This window comes from Streptococcus sp. SCPM-O-B-15304 (M98), from assembly GCF_058200215.1.
Map to the genome: position 1 here is coordinate 54,755 of NZ_JBYQGQ010000010.1, position 21,057 is coordinate 75,811.

General features: G+C 39.8%; 14 protein-coding genes. 8 read left to right on the forward strand and 6 right to left on the reverse strand.

Annotation, left to right across the window (positions count from 1 at the left end; genetic code table 11):
• Nucleotides 1–131: 131 nt before the first annotated feature.
• From AC3E7H_RS07270 to AC3E7H_RS07285, 4 genes are all read right to left on the reverse strand, one after another.
• The gene (locus AC3E7H_RS07270; protein WP_490676316.1) at nucleotides 132–7,979 is read right to left on the reverse strand and encodes an SIALI-17 repeat-containing surface protein; all 7,848 of its coding nucleotides are present in this window, start codon (nucleotides 7,977–7,979) and stop codon (nucleotides 132–134) included.
• A gap of 237 nt (nucleotides 7,980–8,216) precedes the next feature.
• Complete coding sequence (locus AC3E7H_RS07275) at nucleotides 8,217–9,071, reverse strand: bifunctional methylenetetrahydrofolate dehydrogenase/methenyltetrahydrofolate cyclohydrolase (RefSeq protein WP_490676317.1); 855 nt, start codon at nucleotides 9,069–9,071, stop codon at nucleotides 8,217–8,219.
• A gap of 132 nt (nucleotides 9,072–9,203) precedes the next feature.
• The gene (locus tag AC3E7H_RS07280) at nucleotides 9,204–9,938 is read right to left on the reverse strand and encodes an amino acid ABC transporter ATP-binding protein (RefSeq protein ID WP_000140935.1); all 735 of its coding nucleotides are present in this window, start codon (nucleotides 9,936–9,938) and stop codon (nucleotides 9,204–9,206) included.
• Nucleotides 9,938–10,621, reverse strand: coding sequence for an amino acid ABC transporter permease (locus AC3E7H_RS07285; protein ID WP_315639370.1), 684 nt, complete (start codon nucleotides 10,619–10,621; stop codon nucleotides 9,938–9,940). Before AC3E7H_RS07285 ends, AC3E7H_RS07280 begins: the two co-directional genes overlap by 1 nt.
• Nucleotides 10,622–10,817: 196 nt before the next feature.
• Here AC3E7H_RS07285 and AC3E7H_RS07290 point away from each other — a divergent pair, with 196 nt between their 5' ends.
• The 5 genes from AC3E7H_RS07290 to AC3E7H_RS07310 all read left to right on the forward strand — a co-directional run bounded on the left by AC3E7H_RS07290 (nucleotide 10,818) and on the right by AC3E7H_RS07310 (nucleotide 15,458).
• Nucleotides 10,818–11,048, forward strand: a complete 231-nt coding sequence (locus tag AC3E7H_RS07290) for a DUF1797 family protein (protein WP_000443576.1) — start codon at nucleotides 10,818–10,820, stop codon at nucleotides 11,046–11,048.
• 396 nt (nucleotides 11,049–11,444) lie between these two features.
• Entirely contained in the window at nucleotides 11,445–13,697 is a 2,253-nt protein-coding gene (locus AC3E7H_RS07295) for an ATP-dependent Clp protease ATP-binding subunit (protein WP_490676318.1), read from the forward strand.
• An 88-nt stretch (nucleotides 13,698–13,785) separates the two neighbouring features.
• Nucleotides 13,786–14,235 carry an NUDIX hydrolase gene (locus tag AC3E7H_RS07300; protein ID WP_000184295.1) on the forward strand — a complete coding sequence of 150 codons (450 nt, stop codon included), beginning with the start codon at nucleotides 13,786–13,788 and terminating at the stop codon, nucleotides 14,233–14,235.
• A gap of 63 nt (nucleotides 14,236–14,298) precedes the next feature.
• Nucleotides 14,299–14,598 carry a DUF1827 family protein gene (locus AC3E7H_RS07305; protein WP_000767183.1) on the forward strand — a complete coding sequence of 100 codons (300 nt, stop codon included), beginning with the start codon at nucleotides 14,299–14,301 and terminating at the stop codon, nucleotides 14,596–14,598.
• Nucleotides 14,599–14,825: 227 nt separating this feature from the next.
• Nucleotides 14,826–15,458, forward strand: coding sequence for a GNAT family N-acetyltransferase (locus tag AC3E7H_RS07310; protein ID WP_000411987.1), 633 nt, complete (start codon nucleotides 14,826–14,828; stop codon nucleotides 15,456–15,458).
• Nucleotides 15,459–15,493: 35 nt separating this feature from the next.
• On the opposite strand, the gene metK is transcribed toward AC3E7H_RS07310, so the two are convergent.
• A complete protein-coding gene (metK, locus tag AC3E7H_RS07315) occupies nucleotides 15,494–16,684 on the reverse strand; it encodes a methionine adenosyltransferase (RefSeq protein WP_490676319.1) in 1,191 nt (396 codons plus the stop codon).
• A 238-nt stretch (nucleotides 16,685–16,922) separates the two neighbouring features.
• Complete coding sequence (locus tag AC3E7H_RS07320; protein ID WP_414274079.1) at nucleotides 16,923–17,621, reverse strand: GntR family transcriptional regulator; 699 nt, start codon at nucleotides 17,619–17,621, stop codon at nucleotides 16,923–16,925.
• A gap of 140 nt (nucleotides 17,622–17,761) precedes the next feature.
• Here AC3E7H_RS07320 and guaA point away from each other — a divergent pair, with 140 nt between their 5' ends.
• From guaA to AC3E7H_RS07335, 3 genes are all read left to right on the forward strand, one after another.
• Nucleotides 17,762–19,324, forward strand: coding sequence for a glutamine-hydrolyzing GMP synthase (gene guaA / locus AC3E7H_RS07325; protein WP_000182006.1), 1,563 nt, complete (start codon nucleotides 17,762–17,764; stop codon nucleotides 19,322–19,324).
• A gap of 258 nt (nucleotides 19,325–19,582) precedes the next feature.
• Complete coding sequence (locus AC3E7H_RS07330; RefSeq protein ID WP_000409220.1) at nucleotides 19,583–20,143, forward strand: non-canonical purine NTP pyrophosphatase; 561 nt, start codon at nucleotides 19,583–19,585, stop codon at nucleotides 20,141–20,143.
• Nucleotides 20,133–20,924 carry an SIR2 family protein gene (locus tag AC3E7H_RS07335; RefSeq protein WP_000981290.1) on the forward strand — a complete coding sequence of 264 codons (792 nt, stop codon included), beginning with the start codon at nucleotides 20,133–20,135 and terminating at the stop codon, nucleotides 20,922–20,924. The genes AC3E7H_RS07330 and AC3E7H_RS07335 overlap by 11 nt, the downstream gene beginning before the upstream one ends.
• Nucleotides 20,925–21,057: the final 133 nt, after the last annotated feature.

Below are 21,057 nucleotides of genomic sequence, written 5' to 3' on the forward strand. Positions count from 1 at the left end.
GTTTCATCCCTATTTTAAAAAATGGAGAGAACCAAGAGGTCCTCTCCATATGGTTGTAGCATTTTTCGATCCTATCTACTGGGATAGTCCAAGAATTTCTACAATCAATCAGCAATGTAGAGTTCCAAACTCTATTTTTCTTTACGTTTAACAGTTAGTAGAGCCACTGATAAAACAAGACTGAGACTTGCTAGGAAGGCAGCTGTGTCAGATCGACTTTCACCTGTTTCTGGAAGTCTTGCTGAATCTACTTTCTCTGAAGCATTTTCAAAGTTTTCTCCCTTAACTGCTGGTTCATGAGCTTGTTCTACTGGTTTTACTTGTTCTTGGTTTTGTTCTTTATAAACAATCGCATAAAGTCCTAGATCTTTGGTGACAAATTCAACCATGTCACCTACAAGCGTCACCTTTTGAACCTGTAAGCCTTGATCTAAGCTCATGTGATAAACTCCTTGAACCTGTCCCTTGACTGGTAATCTCACTAGGACAGCGCCTTTGAGTTCAACTTCTTGGTTGTCCTTATCCAGCAATTTCACTTGATAAGCATCGTAGTGCTTACCAGCTAATTCTTGACGTAGAACCTTTTGAACTTGAAGCTTGAGGTCTTTAGATAACTCTGTAGTTAGACCTGCTACCAGAACTCCAGTTTCCTTATCAGTCAAAATTCGAACCTCTTCGGCTGGTTTAACAAGACTTGGTGCAGGCTCATTTCCAGCTGTAGCCACTGTTCCTGTGTATTCTGGTAATTCATTCTTAGCGGCTTCTAGCGCATTGACGCCACCTATAAATTCTGGGACTTCATTCTTAGCTGCCTCTACTGCATTGACACCACCCTTGAATTCTGGGACTTCTACTACTGGAGCTGGCTCGTCGCCTACTGTGCCAAGTGCATTTGTGTACTCTGGTAACTCATGCTTAGCCGCTTCTACTGCATTGACACCACCCTCAAATTCTGGCACTTCTACTACTGGAGCTGGCTCGTCGCCTACTGTGCCAAGTGCCTCTGTGTATTCTGGCAATTCATTCTTAGCGGCTTCTACTGCGTTGACACCACCCTTAAATTCTGGGACTTCTACTACTGGTGCTGGCTCGTCGCCTACTGTGCCGATTGCCTCTGTGTATTCTGGCAACTCGTTTTTAGTGGCTTCTACTGCATTGACTCCGCCCTCAAATTCTGGCACTTCTACTACTGGTGCTGGCTCATCACCTGCTGTCCCGATTGCATCTGTGTATTCTGGCAACTCATGCTTAGCTGCTTCTGCAGCATTGACTCCGCCCTTGAATTCTGGGACTTCTACTACTGGAGCTGGCTCATCACCCTTACTTGTAGTAATGGCTGGTTTGACCTTAACTTCAACAACTCGATCTTGCGCCTCAGTCGTATCTGTATGAACAGTGGTACGGTTAGAACCTAGAACCTCAACACAATCAACTCTTTCACCCTTCTTACCTGCTGAGATTACACGACGTTCATCTTGAGCTAAGTCATTGTTTTCACGAATAATTTCCTTAAATGGAATTTCGGTCTTGACAACTTCTAAACTTGGTCGTTCGAGAACAGGACTTTGGTCACCTTCTTCAGGAACTATACGGTGACTAGGCTTGAAGTGAATACGATATTCCTTGACAAGACTACCATCCTTAGCAAGAAGACGAACAAGGCTAGGAAGGTTATCCTGACTAGACTCAACAACCGTTGTCACACCGTGACCACTTGCTTGAGCAGTCACCTGTGGTTTAGTGCCATTTAAGTTCACTGTATAATCTGAAACCGCAGGATCAAAGTTTTCCAATGCTTTTCCAGCAACCGAAATAGTCACTGAAGGAGTTTCCACATCTTTTGCTTTAGCAGGAGAGTATGCACTAAATTCGACCATTGCTAGACCATTAGTTGTAGATTTACGAGTCATGCGTGCTCGAATAGCTGTTGTCTGAATTGGATCAAAGGTAAATTCGATTGGTTTACCAGCCACGATTTCTCCAGTTGCTTTATAAGGAATTTCTTGCCAGTTTTCTGCCTTATTAAATGGATGATTCGCATTTTCTTCATAACGAGAAATAGTGCTTGGTTCTGTATAGGCAGGCCCAACATATCTTTCTAATACCATTGTCGCTGGTGCGTCTGTTCCACTGTCTTTAAAGAACTGAATAGCTACTTTTCCAACAGACTGAGGTGTAATCTGACCATTCTTCTTAAAGAGAATTCCCACAGAAGTTTCTTGGTCTTTCGGAGTTCGAGACCAGTTAGTCCAACGTCCATCCTCGTTAAAGTGACCATCGTTGATATAGAAAATTTTATCCCGAGAAGCTGCTTGTGTATCATTTGTAGTAGATGCAAAAGCTTTAGAATCTGTCGCATTATTGCTTGGATTTTCTGAGATAACTTGATTACCTTTTGTAACAACTGTTACTTGCATCTTGGTTGTTAAGTCTGTTCCTAGAACATGACCAAGCACTTCAAAGTTACCTTCTTGGGCAGTCGCATGTTCTGGAACTGCATCCCATTGGACAGCAAGGTTAGCTTTAACCCAGCCAGTCTGTGATGGATAGTAGACTGTTACTTCGGCAGGCAATTGAAGCTGATCGCCAACATTCAAGGTCTGGGCACTATTTTCCGCAGCTACTGGTTGTGTTGACTCTTTTTCGTCATCACGGAAGATACGATATTCTTTAAGAACAGTTCCATCCTCAGCTTTCAAGATAAGACGTGTCGCACCTTTTTCACTTGTTGCAGGAACAACCGTTACCAAACCGTTGTTGCTGGCTGTTGCAGTGATTTCCTTGCTTGCTTGAGGAATATAATAATCTGTCTTAGATGGATTGAAATGTTCGAGCTTCTTACCATCTACTTGGATAGAAATTTCTGAGCTGGTAGCACTTGGAACCTTACTTCCTAAGATAGTGATTTCTGTTAAACCAACACCAGCCTTTCCATCTGCCTTCTTCATACGCATACGAACAGCATAAGTTTCAACCTTATCAAATGTAAAGTGGTTTGTTTGACCTGCAGATAATTGTCCAGGAGCGTGAAGATTTTCTACAGCCTTCCAGTTGGCAGCATTGTTAAATGGATGCTTGGCATCTCCTTGAGCATGATTGACATCGTTTGGAAGATCTGGAACTTCTTGACCAACATAGTATTCGATGACATATTCTTTTGGAAGTCCGATAGCTCCGTCTGTATAGAAATCAACGGAAAGATTATCGACAAATCGTTTGGTCAAATCTCCTGAATTACCAAACAAGATAGACGCCCAATCATTATCTGTACCTGTTTGCCATGTAGTCCATCGATTCTTGACATCTGTATTGGCTCTTGAAACTGTCAAGTCGTTCAAAGTATTAGCCGAATCATCACCACCCGTATTGGATACAATAGCAGCTGGCAATTGAGAACCAGTCCACTGTTTAGAGATATTATTTCCAGCAACAACTTGACTAGAAACACGGACATGGGCCTTGGTAGTCAGATGGCTACCAACCAATTGACCCTTGATTTCATAGATACCTTCAGTCTGACTAAAGTTTTCAGGAACCTTATCCCAAACAACATCTTTATAGACAGTTGTTCCATTAGAATGATAAGCACGAACACTAGCAGGTAATTGAACAGTTTCACCCTTAGGAAGAGTGAGGTTGATTTCTTCTGCAACCTGCAAACCTTCAATAGTCACATTGGCAAGAGCCTCAATATCTGTACCTTCGACATGACCTTTAAGGGTAAAGCTATGATAGTAACCAAGTTCTTTGGCATCTACCTTGTCCCAAGTTACAGCTACCTTACGAGGCAAGCCCTTATCAAATTCTGCTCCGATTTGATCAGGCAAATTCGGTTGCTGATTGATATCTGTAGAGATAGAAACAGGATGAAGTTTGACAATTTTCTTGTCTACTGTATTTTCTTTTATCACAAGTTCAGTTGCTACAGACTGAGTCTTATCAGTTTGATTGTCAATACGAGGAGTGAGGGTTACACTACCTTTCTTGTAAAGAAGCAAGTTCTGACCATTCACCTCAAGATGAGCACCATCAGCTGACTTAGCTTCCAAATGGATATCTGACGCTGAAAATTCAGTCTGCGAACCATCCTCATAATGTCCAATGACATGATAAGGGAGAACTTGGTCTTCTGTTGCAGTCTCTTTTCCTTCAACGCTTACTTCCAAGCGTGTCAAGGCAGGAGCTTCCTTCACAAATTGAATCAAATAAGTTTGAACTAAATCGCCCTTCTGGTCACTCAAAAATACAGAAGCCTGATAATCATTGGCAGCTGAGGCTTGTTGAACTGTTACCTGATAGCCAGTAGTTTGTGCTCCAACACTTGGGATTTTAGCAGTATAAGGAAGGGATACTCGGTAGTAGGTCTTTCCAGGCTCAAAGTTTTCAAGAGACTTGTCACCAACCGTGAGACCTGTAACAGTACTTTCTGTTTCCTGATCACTCGCAATAAAGGTTGCCGTCACCTCGTAGTCATTGCCTTCCAATTTACCAGTTGCTTCAGTACGTCCACCTTCTTTTTTCAAGGCATCAGGATCTTTCAAGGTCCAAGAAACGACATCCGCATCAACCAAGTTACCATCTGACAAAACAGCCGTTACAGTCTTGTCCAAATCTTCAACAGCTGTACCAACTGGGACAGTTGCTACTTTTGGCAACCACTTATCAAGCGCAACTACCTTGACAAGGGCTTCAGCCTTGGCTTCGAGTCCTTCCACACTACCAAGGACTTTTTTCTCACCAGCACTTGAAAGGAGATCTTCTGGGATGTCCCAAGTCACAGCTTTTTCTTCGACACTACCATCGCTATAAATAGCTGTCACAGTCTCTGGCAATTTAGGATTTTCGCTGACATCAGTTCTTGCCTTTACAGGGGCAAAAGCGACAAAATGGCGATTTTCTTTCTTGCCTGAAACGGTTGTGACTGTTGCCTGATCTGAAGCCAAGCCTGCAGAATCCGCATAAAGGGTAAATTTACCTTCTTTTTCAGTAGATTTTACAATGACAACACCTTTACCATTGAAGGCTTTTCTTTGCCATGTACCATCTTTCTGAGCCTTATAACGTTCACGGCTAGCTTGTTCCCCATTGTCCACACCGACGATTTGGCCTTGGCCATGAAGATTGAAATGAACAAGATTATTAGCAGTTGGTACAACATTGCCGTCTTCATCAACGATTTCATAATGGATATAAGACAAATCTTTACCGTCTGCAGTGATGACATGTTCTTCCTTGGTGAGACGAACTCTAGCTGGCTCCCCTGCTGTTGTCACACTATCACGCGCAATCTCTTTACCATTTTCATCACGAGCAATAGCTGTTAAGGTACCTGGTTTATAGTCCACCAACCACTCAAGATACAATTCACTTGGTTTAGCTCCCTCGTGATACGGGCGACCATCTTCCGTTGTTTTCTTAACAAATTCTTTCTTACCGAGGGACTCATTGTTCAAGAACAATTCTACGCTAGCAGCATTTGAGAAGGTCCGAACTGGAACTTTGCCATTGACCAGCATATTACGTTCCTTGAGCGTTTCTTCAGTCCAATTCCAGTGAGGCATGATACGAACAGTTGGTTTTTCTTTGGCACTATACCATTCACTACGGTAGAGATAGAAATCATTCTTAGGCAAGCCTGCCGTATCAATGATACCAAAATAAGAGCTTTTTACTGGCGTATTATCTTGGTTATGCCATGGTGTAGGTTCACCGATATAGTCGAAACCAGTCCAGATGAACTGACCTGCATAGCCAGCACGATCACGGTCAAAAGTCCAAGATTCAGTAGCTGTTCTACCCCAGGCTACACGGTCATTACCATAGTCTGATTGTTCATAGTGACGATTTGGGCGATTGTCGTGCCAGAGTAAATGAGCAGGATCAAAATAAGAATCTCGAGTTCGAGTCGCTGAAGAGGTTTCAGAACCATAAATCAACCAATCTGGATGTTCCTTACGAACCGCATCATAATTCCGTTCCCCATAGTTCATACCAACAGCATCCATGATTGCTGCTAATTCTAAGAACAAGCCGCTTGATCTACGACTGAATTTGTTTTCCCCCATGGTCACATAGCGTTCTGTATCGATTGCTTTGATGATGGCTTTCAAACGCTTGGCTGTTTCTAGCGAACGCTCACCACCATCTGCTTCATCAACTTCGTTACCGAGTGACCACATAACGATAGATGGATTATTTTTATCACGTTCGACCATGGTTCTGAGGTCAAAATCAGACCACTTCTCACCCTTCTTGGCTTCTGGGTGAGTTGCATCTTGGTCAAAGAAACGTCCATAGTCATACGTTTTCTTGCCACGATACCAAGTATCAAAGGCTTCTTCTTGAACCAAAAGTCCTAGATTTGCAGCAGCATCTAGCAACTGCGGACTTGCTGGATTGTGGGTTGTACGGATAGAGTTAACTCCCATATCTTTCAGAAGTTTTAATTTACGATAGGTTGCCTTATAATTTTCTTCTGCCCCCAAGGCACCGTTATCATGGTGGATACTAACTCCGTGGAATTTCATTCTCTCGCCATTAAGAGAGAATCCTTCCTTAGCTGTCCAGTTGAAATAACGATAACCAAAAGTATCTTCTGTAACATCAACTAGCTGACCTTCTTTATAAACCTTGGTTTTCAGAACATAGAGCTGAGGATGGTAGCTTTTGGTTGTCCAGAGGGTTGGCTTATTAACCAAAATCGTTTGCTTAAAGTCAGCTGTCTCATTTTCTGCTAGACTCTTAGTTACAGAACGAACCAAATCTGAAACAGCCTTACCTTCCTTAGTAAAAATCTGTTGCTCCACAAATACCTTGGCTAAAGTCTTGGCAGTATTTTTGATCTTGCTTTGGATTTGTGTTTCAACATTGCCATCTTTTTGTTCAGCTAGTTTTGGAGTTGTGATATGATTTCCATTTTCAGCTACCTGCACCTTGTCACGATAGCTCAAAGTAACATCGCGATAGATACCACTTCCTGAGTACCAACGACTACTTGGTTGCTTATTAGTAACTTGGACAGCAATGGTATTTTCACTACCATCTTTATTTAAAAATTCAGTAATATCGTATGAAAAATGATTGTAACCACTTGGATAATGACCGACAAATTTACCATTGACATAGACTTTAGAGTCCATGTAGACACCATCAAAGTTGATCCGAACATCCTTGTCCTTAGCAGCTTCGTCAACCGTGAAGGTCTTACGATACCAGGCAGTACCCCCGTTTAATTGACCACCTTCATTTCGGGCAGGAGACTTGTGATCAAAATCAAAATAAATGCTCCAGTCATGAGGAAGGTTCAACTTAGACCAGTCATGAACATCCACATCTTTCTTAGAAAAGTCACCCTGAGCGTTTAGTTTAAAATACCAGTCTTTGTTGAAATTTTGTTTTCTCTCTTCAAGGAGCTGATTTTCTTTTTCCTTCTCTTTTGTAGCTTGAGGTGATTCACTTGCAGAAGCTTTTTCTTCCTTGCTTTTATCATCCGTTACAGGTTTATTTTGATTAGGTGTATCAGTATGTTCTTCTCGAACTGCTGGCTTTTCAGAACTTGCTTCTGAAATTATAGACTCTTTCCCCTCTACTTCAGCAGCAGGTTTTTCAGTTTTTTCAACTTTGTCTTCTTTAGGGCTGACTACTTCCGCTTCCTTTTCTTCCTTAGGACTTATTGCCTCAGTCACCTTTTCTTCACTTGCTGGTTTTGCGGATTCAACCGCATCATTTCCTTCTTCAGTAGCGGAATCTTGTGGGCCATTTTGCTCAGCTTTTGCAATGGCTGCAGCAAGATCATCCGGAAGCTTATCTAAAGGTTGAACTTGATGAATCGTTTCCTCGCTGGGACTTGCTGCTTCAGTTTCAGCAGCTTGAGCCACCTGAAGACCAAATATACTAGCTCCAATCATAACCGAAGCCGCACCAATGGCAAATTTACGAATACTATAATGACATCGTCTTTCAAAAAATCTCTTATCCATTATTGTTCCTTTCCAATATTCTAGTAAGCGATTACATTTTACTCCAAAAAATAAACCTCCCTCTAGACGCTTACTTATTTTATCCATATAAATATTGATGCTTTTAATATATCAAAATAGTAGAGTTTTTTCAATAATTTGTAGAAGTTTTACTGTAATTTTATTAAAATAAGTGCAAGAAAAAACAAGTTCACTTTTTAGAACTTGTTTCTTCACTATCTAAAATAAATGCTTGTTCTATCTATCCAAGCTACGCAATGCAGCCTGATAAGTTTGCTCCATTAGCATAGTAATGGTCATAGGCCCAACTCCACCAGGTACAGGCGTGATATGACTAGCTATTGGCGCAACAGCCTCATAGTCAACATCTCCACAGAGCTTGCCATTTTCATCTCGGTTCATCCCCACATCAATAACAACAGCCCCAGGTTTGACAAAGTCAGCAGTCACAAATTTGGCACGACCGATTGCTACCACAAGAATATCAGCTTTAGAAGCTACCTTAGCAAGGTTATGAGTTCGTGAGTGGGTCAAGGTTACAGTTGCATTCTTAGCCAACAGTAACTGGGCCATGGGTTTCCCAACAATATTGGAACGACCAATGACAACTGCATTTTTACCTTCTAAGTCAATCCCATACTCATGAAACATTTCCATAATACCAGCAGGAGTTGAAGGAATCATAACTGGGTGACCAGACCAAAGGCGTCCCATGTTGAGCGGATGAAAACCATCCACATCCTTTTCTGGATCAATGGCTAGTAGAACAGCCTCTTCATCGATGTGTTTTGGTAAAGGCAATTGAACCAAAATCCCATGCCAAGCTGGATCTTGATTGTATTTGGCAATCAATTCCAATAATTCCTCTTGGGTAATTGTTTCAGGAACTCGCACGACTTCACTTTGGAAACCTGCAGCTATCGCTGAACGTTCCTTGTTACGAACGTAAACCTGACTGGCTGGATTGTCCCCAACCAAAATAACCACCAAACCAGGCACCAAACCTGTCTCTTCCTTCAATTTCGCAGTCTTTTCAGCCAATTGTCCTTGTAGCTTGGCTGCAAGAGCCTTGCCATCAATAATCTGTGTCATGTGTTTTCTCTTTTCTAACAAATATCTTCTATTATATCAAAAAAACACTTGTCCCTCTAACACTTCTTACCTAAGAGACTTTATAGTCTGAAACTATAAGAAAAGGCCCACTTGGAGCTTTTCATGATATTCTTACAAAACCTTACTCAAGAAATCCTTGGTTCTTTGTTCTTGGGTTTGTTCAAAGACTTGCTCTGGAGTTCCGTCTTCGACAACAACACCGTCAGCCATAAAGATGACACGGTCTGCTACTTCACGCGCAAAGCCCATCTCATGTGTTACGATGACCATGGTCATACCTGACTTGGCAAGTTCCTGCATAACCGCTAGTACTTCCCCTACCATTTCTGGGTCTAGGGCAGAAGTCGGTTCATCAAAGAGTAGGACATCTGGTTCCATGGCAAGACCACGAGCAATAGCGATACGTTGTTGCTGCCCACCAGACAAACTTTGTGGATAAGCATTTGCCTTATCTGGTAAACCAACTTTTTCCAAGAGCTCATGCGCTCTTTTCTCAGCAACTTCCTTACTTTCCCCTTTGGTCTTGATAGGAGAAAGCGTGATGTTATCCTTCACTGTCATATTGGGGAAGAGATTGAACTGTTGGAATACCATTCCCATCTTTTCACGCATGGCAAAGAGGTCGTTTTTCTTATCTGTAATGTCTACTCCTTCAAAGATAACCTTTCCTTTTGTCGCTTCTTCGAGGAGATTCATAGAGCGAAGGAGGGTTGACTTCCCGCTACCTGACGGTCCGATAATCACCACTACTTCTCCCTTTTTAATCTCCAGATCAATTCCTTTTAAAACTTCATTCTTTCCAAAGCTTTTATGAAGGTTTTCAATTTTAATTAGCGTTTCAGTCATTATTTTTTCTCTCCTTGTCCCATACGATTTTCAAAAGCTTTCAAGGCTAGTGTCAAGATAGAGGTCATAATCAAGTAGTAAAAGGCTGCAAATAAGAGTGGAGTTAAAGGCAAGTAGGTGGTTGTTGACACCGTTGTAGCTCCATTCCACAATTCCATGACACCGATTGCTGACAAGAGTGAACTATCCTTGATAATGGTAATAAACTCATTCCCCAAGGCTGGCAAGATATTCTTGATGGCCTGTGGCAAGATGACATAGCGCATAGCATTTTTAGGACGAATCCCTAGAGAGTAAGCCGCCTCTAATTGCCCTTTAGGTACTGCATTGATACCAGCACGAACTGTTTCTGATACATAGGCACCACTATTCATAGAGATAATGATAATCCCTGGAATCAAACGTGAAAAATCAACTCCCAAAACTCCAATCTGAATTGTCGGAGCATTGATATGCATAAGAGCAAAAGCAATCATGATCTGTACCATCATAGGTGTTCCACGGAAAATCCAAATATAAACATTGGCAAGCCAAGCTATGGGCTTCATTTTCGAACGTTGAGCAAAAGCCAAGACTACCCCTAAAATTGTCCCCAAAAAGACAACCAAAACAGAGATCAAGACTGTTACAAGAGCACCATAGTTAAAATATGGCAGATATTTAGGTAAAAAAGAAAAATTCATAAATCCACTACTTTCTAATTTCTAACTTAAAACTTGTATGAGTATAACATGTTTTGAATAAAAATGCAATCATTTTCCTTTTATTTTCAATAAAATTTCAAAGAAAACAGAAATAGCGAGAAATCTTAGTTTTTTCTAGTCAAGTGGATACTCTTTATGGTAAAATAGTAACGATAAGAAATGGAGGAGAATCAAAATGGAATCACATTTGGTTAGAATCATCAACCGCCTAGAAGCAATGACAAAAGATGGTGGTAACTTAAAACGTAACTTTGAGCGCGAGGGAGTTGTTGTAGCTGAAGTTGCTTTTAACCATGATGAAGAAAATGGCCCAATCTTTACACTTCGTGATGTTGAAGCTCGTGAAACATATACTTTTGACAGCATCGACTTGATTGCGATGGAAATTTACGAACTTCTATACTAATAATAGATATACAGAGGTTGGGACAAAAGATCCCGACCTCACTTTTTATTAGCAATCAAACTTTGACGCGGTAGCTGATTGGACTTTTCGTTCGTCTTTTAGACTCCCAAAACTCCTAATCATCTTCGCGGGGCTGGGACTACGAAATCGAAACTTTGTCTATCGATTTCTGTCCCACCGCCTTTCACCAACGAGAATCCTTTTTGTATGACAAATAGGATTTTTTTCTTGCTATCAAAATCTTCTCCAGATTAGCGCTCTACTATTTATAGTGCTAGTATCCAATCTTTTTACTTGAATTGCCCAATAATCATGATATAATTAAATTATATACTTGTTTGACTATTTTTGACCTTTTAGATTTAGTCAAGACTAAGAAAGAAATGAGGTGGCGGTATGCTCTGTCAAAACTGTAAAATCAATGACTCAACGATTCATCTTTATACCAATCTCAATGGGCAACAAAAGCAAATCGATCTTTGCCAAAATTGCTACAAAATTATCAAAACAGATCCTAACAATAGCTTATTTAAAGGAATTACAGATTTAAACAACCGTGATTTTGATCCCTTTGGAGACTTCTTTAACGATCTCAACAACTTTAGACCTTCTTCTAATAACAACAATATCCCCCCAACTCAGTCAGGCGGTGGATACGGTGGAAATGGTGGCTATGGTTCCCAAAATCGTGGTCCTGCTCAAACACCACCACCAATTCAGGAAAAAGGACTCTTGGATGAATATGGTATCAATGTCACTGAGATTGCCCGTCTTGGAAATATTGACCCTGTAATTGGCCGTGACGAAGAGATTATCCGTGTCATTGAAATCCTCAACCGCAGAACAAAAAACAACCCTGTCCTCATCGGTGAGCCCGGTGTTGGTAAGACAGCTGTTGTCGAAGGTTTAGCTCAGAAAATTGTTGACGGTGATGTTCCCCATAAGCTTCAAGGCAAAGAAGTCATCCGCTTAGATGTCGTTAGCCTTGTTCAAGGAACAGGTATCCGAGGTCAGTTTGAAGAGCGCATGCAAAAACTCATGGAAGAAATTCGTGAGCGCGAGGATGTTATTCTCTTCATTGACGAAATTCATGAAATTGTCGGTGCTGGTTCAGCAGGAGAAGGGAATATGGATGCAGGAAATATCCTAAAACCAGCTCTTGCTCGTGGCGAACTCCAACTGGTTGGTGCTACTACCCTCAATGAATATCGCATCATCGAAAAAGATGCTGCCCTTGAACGTCGTATGCAACCTGTCAAAGTTGATGAACCAACCGTTGAAGAAACCATTATTATCCTGAAAGGTATCCAAAAGAAATACGAAGATTACCACCACGTTCATTATACTGACGGCGCTATCGAAGCGGCCGCTACCCTTTCTAACCGCTACATCCAAGATCGTTTCTTGCCAGACAAGGCCATTGACCTTCTAGATGAAGCTGGTTCAAAAATGAACTTAACCTTGAATTTTGTAGATCCTAAGGTCATCGACCAACGCTTAATCGAAGCAGAAAATCTCAAGGCACAAGCAACCCGCGATGAAGATTTTGAAAAAGCAGCCTACTTCCGTGACCAGATTGCCAAATATAAGGAAATGCAAAAGACCAAGGTAACGGATCAGGATACCCCAATCATCAGCGAAAAGACGATTGAACACATCATCGAACAAAAAACTAATATTCCAGTTGGTGATTTGAAAGAAAAAGAACAATCTCAACTCATCAACCTAGCAGATGACCTCAAGGCTCATGTTATTGGTCAAGATGATGCAGTTGATAAGATCGCTAAGGCTATCCGTCGTAACCGTGTTGGACTCGGTACTCCAAACCGTCCAATCGGTAGCTTCCTTTTTGTTGGTCCTACCGGTGTCGGTAAAACAGAACTTTCTAAACAGCTGGCCATCGAACTCTTTGGTTCTGCTGACAGCATGATTCGCTTTGACATGAGTGAATACATGGAAAAACACAGCGTGGCTAAACTCGTTGGTGCCCCTCCAGGATACGTAGGCTATGATGAAGCAGGTCAATTGACTGAAAAAGTTCGTCGTAACCCCTACTCACTAATCCTCTTGGATGAAGTTGAAAAAGCCCATCCAGATGTTATGCATATGTTCCTTCAAGTCTTGGACGATGGTCGTTTAACGGATGGTCAAGGTCGTACTGTTAGCTTTAAAGACGCCATCATTATCATGACCTCAAATGCAGGTACAGGTAAGGCAGAAGCTAGTGTTGGATTTGGTGCTGCTAGAGAAGGCCGTACTAACTCTGTTCTTGGAGAATTAGGCAACTTCTTTAGCCCAGAATTCATGAACCGTTTTGATGGCATTATCGAATTCAAGGCCCTCAGCAAGGAAAATCTCCTTCAAATCGTTGATCTCATGTTAGATGATGTCAATCAACGTCTCTCAAGCAATAACATCCATTTAGATGTAACAGATAAGGTTAAGGAGAAACTTGTAGACCTTGGTTATGATCCAAAAATGGGAGCTCGTCCACTACGTCGTACCATTCAAGATCATATCGAAGATGCGATTACAGACTACTACCTTGAAAATCCAAGCGAGAAAAACCTCAAAGCCGTCATGACTAGCAATGGTAAAATCATGATTAAATCAAAAAATAAATTGGAAACAGTTGACTCAAATGACTAATTCCACATACTAAAAGAATGTTCTTACTTGACAGTAAGAGCATTCTTTAATATGATAGAAAGAAAGCGCACACATAAAGGAGAAATTTATGACAAATCCAACCTTTGGAGAAAAAAAAGAGGGTGTAACCTACAAAACTAGATATGGTGTTTATGCAGTCATCCCTGACTCAGCACTTGAAAAGATTATCCTCGTTCAAGCTCCAAATGGTGCATGGTTCTTGCCTGGTGGCGAGATTGAAGCAGGTGAAGATCATTTTGAAGCTCTCAAACGAGAACTGATTGAAGAATTAGGTTTTACAGCTGAGATTGGCACTTATTATGGACAAGCAGATGAATATTTCTATTCCAGCCATCGTGATACTTACTACTACAATCCAGCCTATCTTTACGAAGCTACTTCTTATCAAGAAATCCAAAAACCTTTGGAGGACTTCAATCATCTAGCTTGGTTCCCAATCGATGAAGCCATTGCTAACTTAAAACGTGGCAGTCATAAATGGGCAATTGAAGCCTGGAAAAAACAGCATCAAGTTTAAATTAACTTTTCCAATTTTTCCAAAAAGTGCTATAATAGAAATAGAAACACAGGAGGAAAGCCTATGAAGCTCATCAACACTACTAATTCTCACTCAAACCTTGTTAAAAGCCAACTGGAGAGTACCGACGCTACACTCGTAGAAGTCTACTCTGCAGGCAACACTGATGTTATCTTTACTCAGGCACCGCTTCATTATGAAATCCTCATTTCCAATAAACATCGTGCTATCCGCGAACAAGAAATAGAAAAAATCCAAGAATTTTTCTTGAATCGCAAGATCGAAAAGCAAAATATCGATGAAGCTAATATCAAGACCCTCTACTCTGAAAAATTGATTGAAATCTCAATCCCAACAAAATAAAACTTAGCAATATTTGGACAACACTCTAAAAATTCTAACTTTTTAGAGTGTTCTTTGTCTGTCTAATCCTATATTCTAGAATCAGATTCAGTGTTACAGAAAGAGTTTTCTAACAATCCTTCAACTGACTAAGTTTGGCAATATTTTTTTTTAAAACTCGGTACTTGATCATCAAAACAATTAATTTTACTATTATAATTTACTAACATTAAAAAAGGAGCTCATAAATGGAGAAAATAGTATACAGAAAAGCAAGGCTAGACGAATACCAAAAAATTGGAAAAGTAATAGCCGATAGCTTCTTTGATTATCCATTTTTAACTCTAATCATAGATGATCTCAAGAAACCTGAAAACTATCCTGCTTTTTTAGAACTATTGGAAAGTCTCCTGACTCGCCTCTATATCAAAGAAGAGACCTGTTTAGTAGCTGAACAAGACGCAGAAATCCTAGCTGTCGCCTTATTACAACAAAATGATTTTTCTATCCTATCTTACTTGCTAAATGGTGTCATAAAACTGTTTCGCTACATTAGTCCTCGAAATTTTTTGAAGTATCTTGATTTAGTAGACCGTTCCGAAGAACATTTGAAAAAATCTAATAGCTTTGACTGGTATTTGATGCTCCTTGCAGTCAATTCATCCGTTAAAGGACAAGGTGTGGGCAGTGCTTTTCTTAGAGACGCAGTTGAGCCTTATGTCAAATCCAAGGGCTGCAAGCGCTTAGGACTCATTACCAGTACAGAAAAAAATGTTCCATTCTATAAAAAGAATGATTATGAATTGCTAGATTTTATGGAGTTAGAGTATGGGGCTAAGTCTATTGGAAACTGGGCTTTTTTAAAAACTATCAATAAATAAAGTAAAAAAGGAGTTTAAATCAACTCCTTTTTACTTTATTTAACTGCTTCTTTCAAGGCGTCAACCTTATCCAAGCGTTCCCATGGAAGATCGATATCTGTACGTCCCATGTGTCCATAAGCCGCAGTTTGACGGTAGATTGGACGTTTGAGATCAAGCATTTGGATGATTCCTGCTGGACGAAGGTCAAAGATTTGACGCGCTGCTTTTTCAAGCTTGCTTTCAGCTACTGTTCCAGTACCGAAGATATCGATACGAACAGATACAGGTTGGGCTACACCAATGGCATAAGCCAATTGAACTTCTGCTTTCTTAGCCAGACCTGAAGCAACGATGTTTTTTGCAATGTAGCGAGCTGCATAAGAAGCTGAACGGTCAACCTTAGTCGCATCCTTACCAGAGAAGGCACCACCACCGTGGCGTGAGTAACCACCATAAGTATCCACGATAATCTTACGACCAGTCAAACCTGAGTCTCCTTGAGGTCCTCCGATAACGAAACGACCGGTTGGATTGATGAAGAATTTAGTTTCGTCGTCAAGATAAGAAGCTGGAATCACTTCTTTGATAACCTTGTTAATCACATCTTCATGAATTTGTTCATTGCTAACTTCTGGATCGTGTTGAGTTGAAATAACAACTGTATCCACGCGTACTGGCTGGTCATTTTCATCATACTCAACAGTAACTTGAGATTTAGCATCTGGTCGAAGATAGCTAATTTCACCAGACTTACGAAGCTCTGCCAAACGACGAACCAACTTGTGGCTGAGTGAGATTGGAAGTGGCATGAGTTCTTCAGTTTCATTAACCGCAAAACCAAACATGAGACCTTGGTCTCCAGCTCCAATCAAATCAAGTGGATCTTGATCTGCGTTTCCACGAACTTCCAAGGCTTCATTAACACCTTGGGCGATATCTGGAGATTGCTCTACCAATGATGGATGAACTCCTACTGTTTCAGCTGAGAATCCATATTCAGTGTTGGTATAGCCAATCTCTGCAATCGTATCACGTACCACACGGTTAATATCTACATAGGCATTGGTTGAAATTTCACCAAAAACATGAACTGAACCAGTATAAACAGCTGTTTCAGCAGCAACGTGGGCTTCTGGATCTTGCTCTAAAATAGCATCCAAGATAGCATCTGAAATCTGGTCTGCAATCTTATCTGGATGCCCCTCAGATACAGATTCAGACGTGAATAATTTACGTTCTGACATAAAAATGTCCCCCCTTAAAAAATATTCGTTATAGAGTTACAAAGTACTGGTAGAGAATCGATAAACGACCTTCACTACCACCTTATCGGGACCATATAACCTAATTATTATAACACGAATCTTTAAAAAATACTCGTATGATTACTATTTTTCTCAGAAGGAAAATATTTTCTAATCCAAACCAAATAAAAAAACTCTTAAAGTAGATCTGATTTTACTTCAAGAGTATTGTTAAAAACTAATTATTTTCTAGATAAAACTCAAAACGTTCTCCGACGTATTGGCTCTTTACATACTCAAAAGCCGTTCCGTCATCAAAGTAAGAAACCTGAGTCAAACCTAAAATAGCATGCCCCTTTTCCACTTCCAGATAATGAGCAATTTTTTCCTTGGCTAAGCGAGCATATATAGTCTGGTGAGACTTACCAATCCGATAACCATGTTTCTGCAAGGTTTGAAAGAAGTGCTTGGTTACTTCTTCTTTCTTAAAATTTTTGATAAATTTCTCAGGAATCGACGCCACTTCATAGACAACAGGGACTTTGTCAGCATAGCGAACACGTTCCATCCGGATAATATTTTCAGTGGCCTTAATCCCTAATTTTTCAACTTCTTGCTCATTAGGGATCGTTCGACGATAGGAAATCAGATGACTCGATGGTGTTTTACCCTGAGCTTTTACAATTTCCGTAAAACTAGTTGTCCCACGCATTTTTTCCTGAACACGAGTACTAGAAACAAAGGTCCCACTACCCACACGACGCTCCAAAACCCCCTCCTCGACCAAAAGGGAGATGGCTTGACGCAGAGTCATACGGCTAACTTCAAATTCCTCAGCTAAATCTCGCTCACTTGGAAGTCTTTCCCCAATTTTCCAACTTCCCTCATCAATGTCTTTCTTGATTTGGTCGTGGATTTTCATATAAGCTGGTAACATGCTTGCTCACTTCTTTTCTTTATTTTTTCCATTGTACCCTATCTTATGGGGAAAAGTCAAACTGTACTTGTTTGGTTGGTAATTCTGGGGCATTTATGATAGAATATTCAAGAAGATATTTCTTTTAAGAAAGGGAAAAGATGACCAACATTTCAACTGATTTGCAAGATGTCGAAAAGATCATCGTACTGGACTATGGTAGCCAGTACAACCAACTCATCTCACGTCGTATCCGTGAGATTGGTGTCTTTTCAGAACTAAAAAGTCACAAGATTTCGGCTGACGAAGTCCGTGCTATCAATCCTATCGGGATTGTACTTTCAGGTGGTCCAAACTCTGTTTACGAAGAAGGATCATTTGATATTGACCCAGAGATTTTTGAACTTGGAATTCCAATTTTAGGAATCTGCTACGGTATGCAGCTTTTGACTCACAAGCTTGGAGGAAAGGTTGTTCCTGCAGGTGACGCGGGTAACCGTGAATATGGACAATCCACTCTTACTCACACTGAGTCTGCTCTTTTTGCCGGAACTCCAGAAGAACAACTTGTCTTGATGAGCCACGGGGATGCTGTTACTGAAATTCCTGCTGATTTCATTCGTACTGGTACATCAGCTGACTGTCCTTATGCATCAATCGAAAATCCAGACAAGAAAATCTATGGTATCCAATTCCACCCAGAGGTTCGTCATTCAGTTCACGGCTATGATATCCTTCGTAACTTCGCTTTGAATATCTGTGGTGCCAAAGGCGATTGGACTATGGATAACTTCATCGAGATGCAAATCAAACAAATCCGTGAAAAAGTTGGAGACAAACGTGTTCTCCTCGGACTTTCTGGTGGTGTTGACTCTTCTGTTGTTGGGGTTCTCCTTCAAAAAGCTATCGGAGATCAATTGATCTGTATCTTTGTAGACCACGGTCTTCTTCGTAAAGGAGAAGCTGACCAAGTTATGGATATGCTTGGTGGTAAGTTTGGTTTGAACATTGTCAAAGCAGACGCTGCCAAACGCTTCTTGGATAAATTGGCTGGTGTGTCTGATCCTGAACAAAAACGTAAGATTATCGGTAACGAGTTTGTCTATGTCTTTGATGATGAAGCAAGCAAGCTAACAGACGTGAAATTCCTTGCTCAAGGAACACTATATACAGACGTTATCGAGTCAGGTACGGATACTGCACAAACCATCAAGTCTCACCACAATGTGGGTGGTCTTCCAGAAGACATGCAGTTTGAACTCATCGAACCACTTAACACTCTTTACAAGGATGAGGTTCGTGCCCTTGGTACCGAACTTGGTATGCCAGACCACATCGTATGGCGCCAACCATTCCCAGGTCCAGGTCTTGCAATTCGTGTCATGGGTGAAATCACTGAAGAAAAACTTGAAACTGTTCGTGAATCAGACGCAATCCTTCGTGAAGAAATCGCCAAAGCTGGTCTTGACCGCGATATCTGGCAATACTTCACTGTTAACACTGGCGTTCGTTCAGTAGGGGTTATGGGAGATGGCCGTACTTACGACTACACCATCGCTATTCGTGCTATCACTTCTATCGACGGAATGACAGCTGACTTCGCTAAGATCCCTTGGGAAGTCCTCCAAAAAATCTCAGTTCGTATCGTAAACGAAGTTGACCACGTTAACCGTATCGTCTATGATATTACAAGTAAACCACCTGCAACTGTTGAGTGGGAATAAAGTCAACAAACTTAAAAAAGCCTAGAAATTAATATTTCTAAGGCTTTTTATTTTACTCTGACAACATTTTAACAATTAAAACTATTTTTCTATATGAAACCAAATCTTTTTAATTTGATAATAGAAATTTGCATTATAAATATGATATACTAAGAAAAAAGAAATTTATTTTTTATAAATTAACTAACTAAAAAATTACTTATTGTTAAATAATTACTAAAAATTTTTAACTAGAATAATAGGATTATAGCAGATAATATGGAAATTTATTTTTTATCCTCGAACAAATATAAAATCAAAGAGGTCAGTGATATACTTGGATCAACGAATATACAAATAAAATCTTTCAATAAAAAGATTAATGAAATCCAAAGTGATAATATGGTTGAAATTGTAACTGATAAAGTTATCAAAGGTTTTAAAGAAATAGGACGACCAATTATTGTGGAACAAACAGGACTACTCATAAAAAATTTTGGTGATCTACCCGGTGGATTAACACAAGTGTTTTGGGATTCGTTAGAAGCAGATAATTTTAGCAAATTTTTTTCTAAAAAAGGTACAGCTTCGGCTACAGCAAAGACAATTGTAGCATTTTGTGATGGGAAAAAAATAACAACATTCGAAGGTATAATTCAAGGGACAATAGTATCTCCTCCAAGAGGAAATCGCGATTTTCAATGGGATTGTGTTTTTCAACCGGAGGGGTATGATGAAACTTTTGCTGAAATGGGCTCGAAAAAGAATGATATTTCTATGAGAAAAGAGGCTTTATATAAGCTGAAATCATTTTTGGAGGAGAGCTTTCATGATGAATAAGCTAAAAAAAGATATTAAGAATGGCGAGGTTATCTTATTTGTAGGAGCAGGTGTTTCGAAAACTATTAACTTGCCTACATGGAGTGAACTTATTGATTATATTGCAACAGATTTAGGTTATGACAAAACTATTTTTTCTTGCTACGGAGATGCATTAACACTGGCAGAATATTACAAAATAAATAAGGGGCATATTGGAGAACTAAGAAGTTGGATGGATACTCAATGGAATGTGGATGATAATGTAATTCTAAATTCTACAGTCCATTCCACTATAGTAAATATGAATTTTCCAATAATTTATACAACAAATTATGATCACTGTTTAGAAAAAGCTTTTTCTTTAAATGATAAAGAATATACAAAGATTGTAAGTGTTGATGATTTAGTTAATATAAAGAAAAATAGTACTCAGATTATAAAATTTCATGGTGATACAATTTCAGATTCATCTATTGTCCTTGCTGAGAGTGATTATTTTGAAAGACTTGCTTTTGAATCTCCTTTAGATATTAAATTAAGAGCAGATATGTTAAGCAAATCAATTTTATTTTTAGGATACAGCTTATCAGATATAAACATTAGATTACTGATTTATAAATTAGATCAATTATGGAAAAAGAGTAATAATAATTCAAATCGTCCTCAATCATATATTTTTCTTCCTACACCTAATCCTATTCAAGAGCAAGTATTAAGTGAAAGAGGAGTAATCCCTATTGTGGGTGAGAGTATTGATAAAAAGGAAAGCATGGAGAGGTTTCTAGATTCACTTAAATAAATATCTAAACTGGATATAGTTATATCCAGTTAAACAACAAATTTAATGTTTTTTAATATGTACAAGTACAAATTTATAACTTCGTATAATTCCTGATAAAAACTTTTTTATAATAAAGCCTTCAAAAAAACGC

Bases quoted from the DNA above. Each gene is read 5' to 3' on its own strand.
- AC3E7H_RS07270 (WP_490676316.1), bottom strand. From the start codon at position 7,979: ATGGATAAGAGATTTTTTGAAAGACGATGTCATTATAGTATTCGTAAA.
- AC3E7H_RS07275 (WP_490676317.1), bottom strand. From the start codon at position 9,071: ATGACACAGATTATTGATGGCAAGGCTCTTGCAGCCAAGCTACAAGGA.
- AC3E7H_RS07280 (WP_000140935.1), bottom strand. From the start codon at position 9,938: ATGACTGAAACGCTAATTAAAATTGAAAACCTTCATAAAAGCTTTGGA.
- AC3E7H_RS07285 (WP_315639370.1), bottom strand. From the start codon at position 10,621: ATGAATTTTTCTTTTTTACCTAAATATCTGCCATATTTTAACTATGGT.
- AC3E7H_RS07290 (WP_000443576.1), top strand. From the start codon at position 10,818: ATGGAATCACATTTGGTTAGAATCATCAACCGCCTAGAAGCAATGACA.
- AC3E7H_RS07295 (WP_490676318.1), top strand. From the start codon at position 11,445: ATGCTCTGTCAAAACTGTAAAATCAATGACTCAACGATTCATCTTTAT.
- AC3E7H_RS07300 (WP_000184295.1), top strand. From the start codon at position 13,786: ATGACAAATCCAACCTTTGGAGAAAAAAAAGAGGGTGTAACCTACAAA.
- AC3E7H_RS07305 (WP_000767183.1), top strand. From the start codon at position 14,299: ATGAAGCTCATCAACACTACTAATTCTCACTCAAACCTTGTTAAAAGC.
- AC3E7H_RS07310 (WP_000411987.1), top strand. From the start codon at position 14,826: ATGGAGAAAATAGTATACAGAAAAGCAAGGCTAGACGAATACCAAAAA.
- metK (WP_490676319.1), bottom strand. From the start codon at position 16,684: ATGTCAGAACGTAAATTATTCACGTCTGAATCTGTATCTGAGGGGCAT.
- AC3E7H_RS07320 (WP_414274079.1), bottom strand. From the start codon at position 17,621: ATGTTACCAGCTTATATGAAAATCCACGACCAAATCAAGAAAGACATT.
- guaA (WP_000182006.1), top strand. From the start codon at position 17,762: ATGACCAACATTTCAACTGATTTGCAAGATGTCGAAAAGATCATCGTA.
- AC3E7H_RS07330 (WP_000409220.1), top strand. From the start codon at position 19,583: ATGGAAATTTATTTTTTATCCTCGAACAAATATAAAATCAAAGAGGTC.
- AC3E7H_RS07335 (WP_000981290.1), top strand. From the start codon at position 20,133: ATGATGAATAAGCTAAAAAAAGATATTAAGAATGGCGAGGTTATCTTA.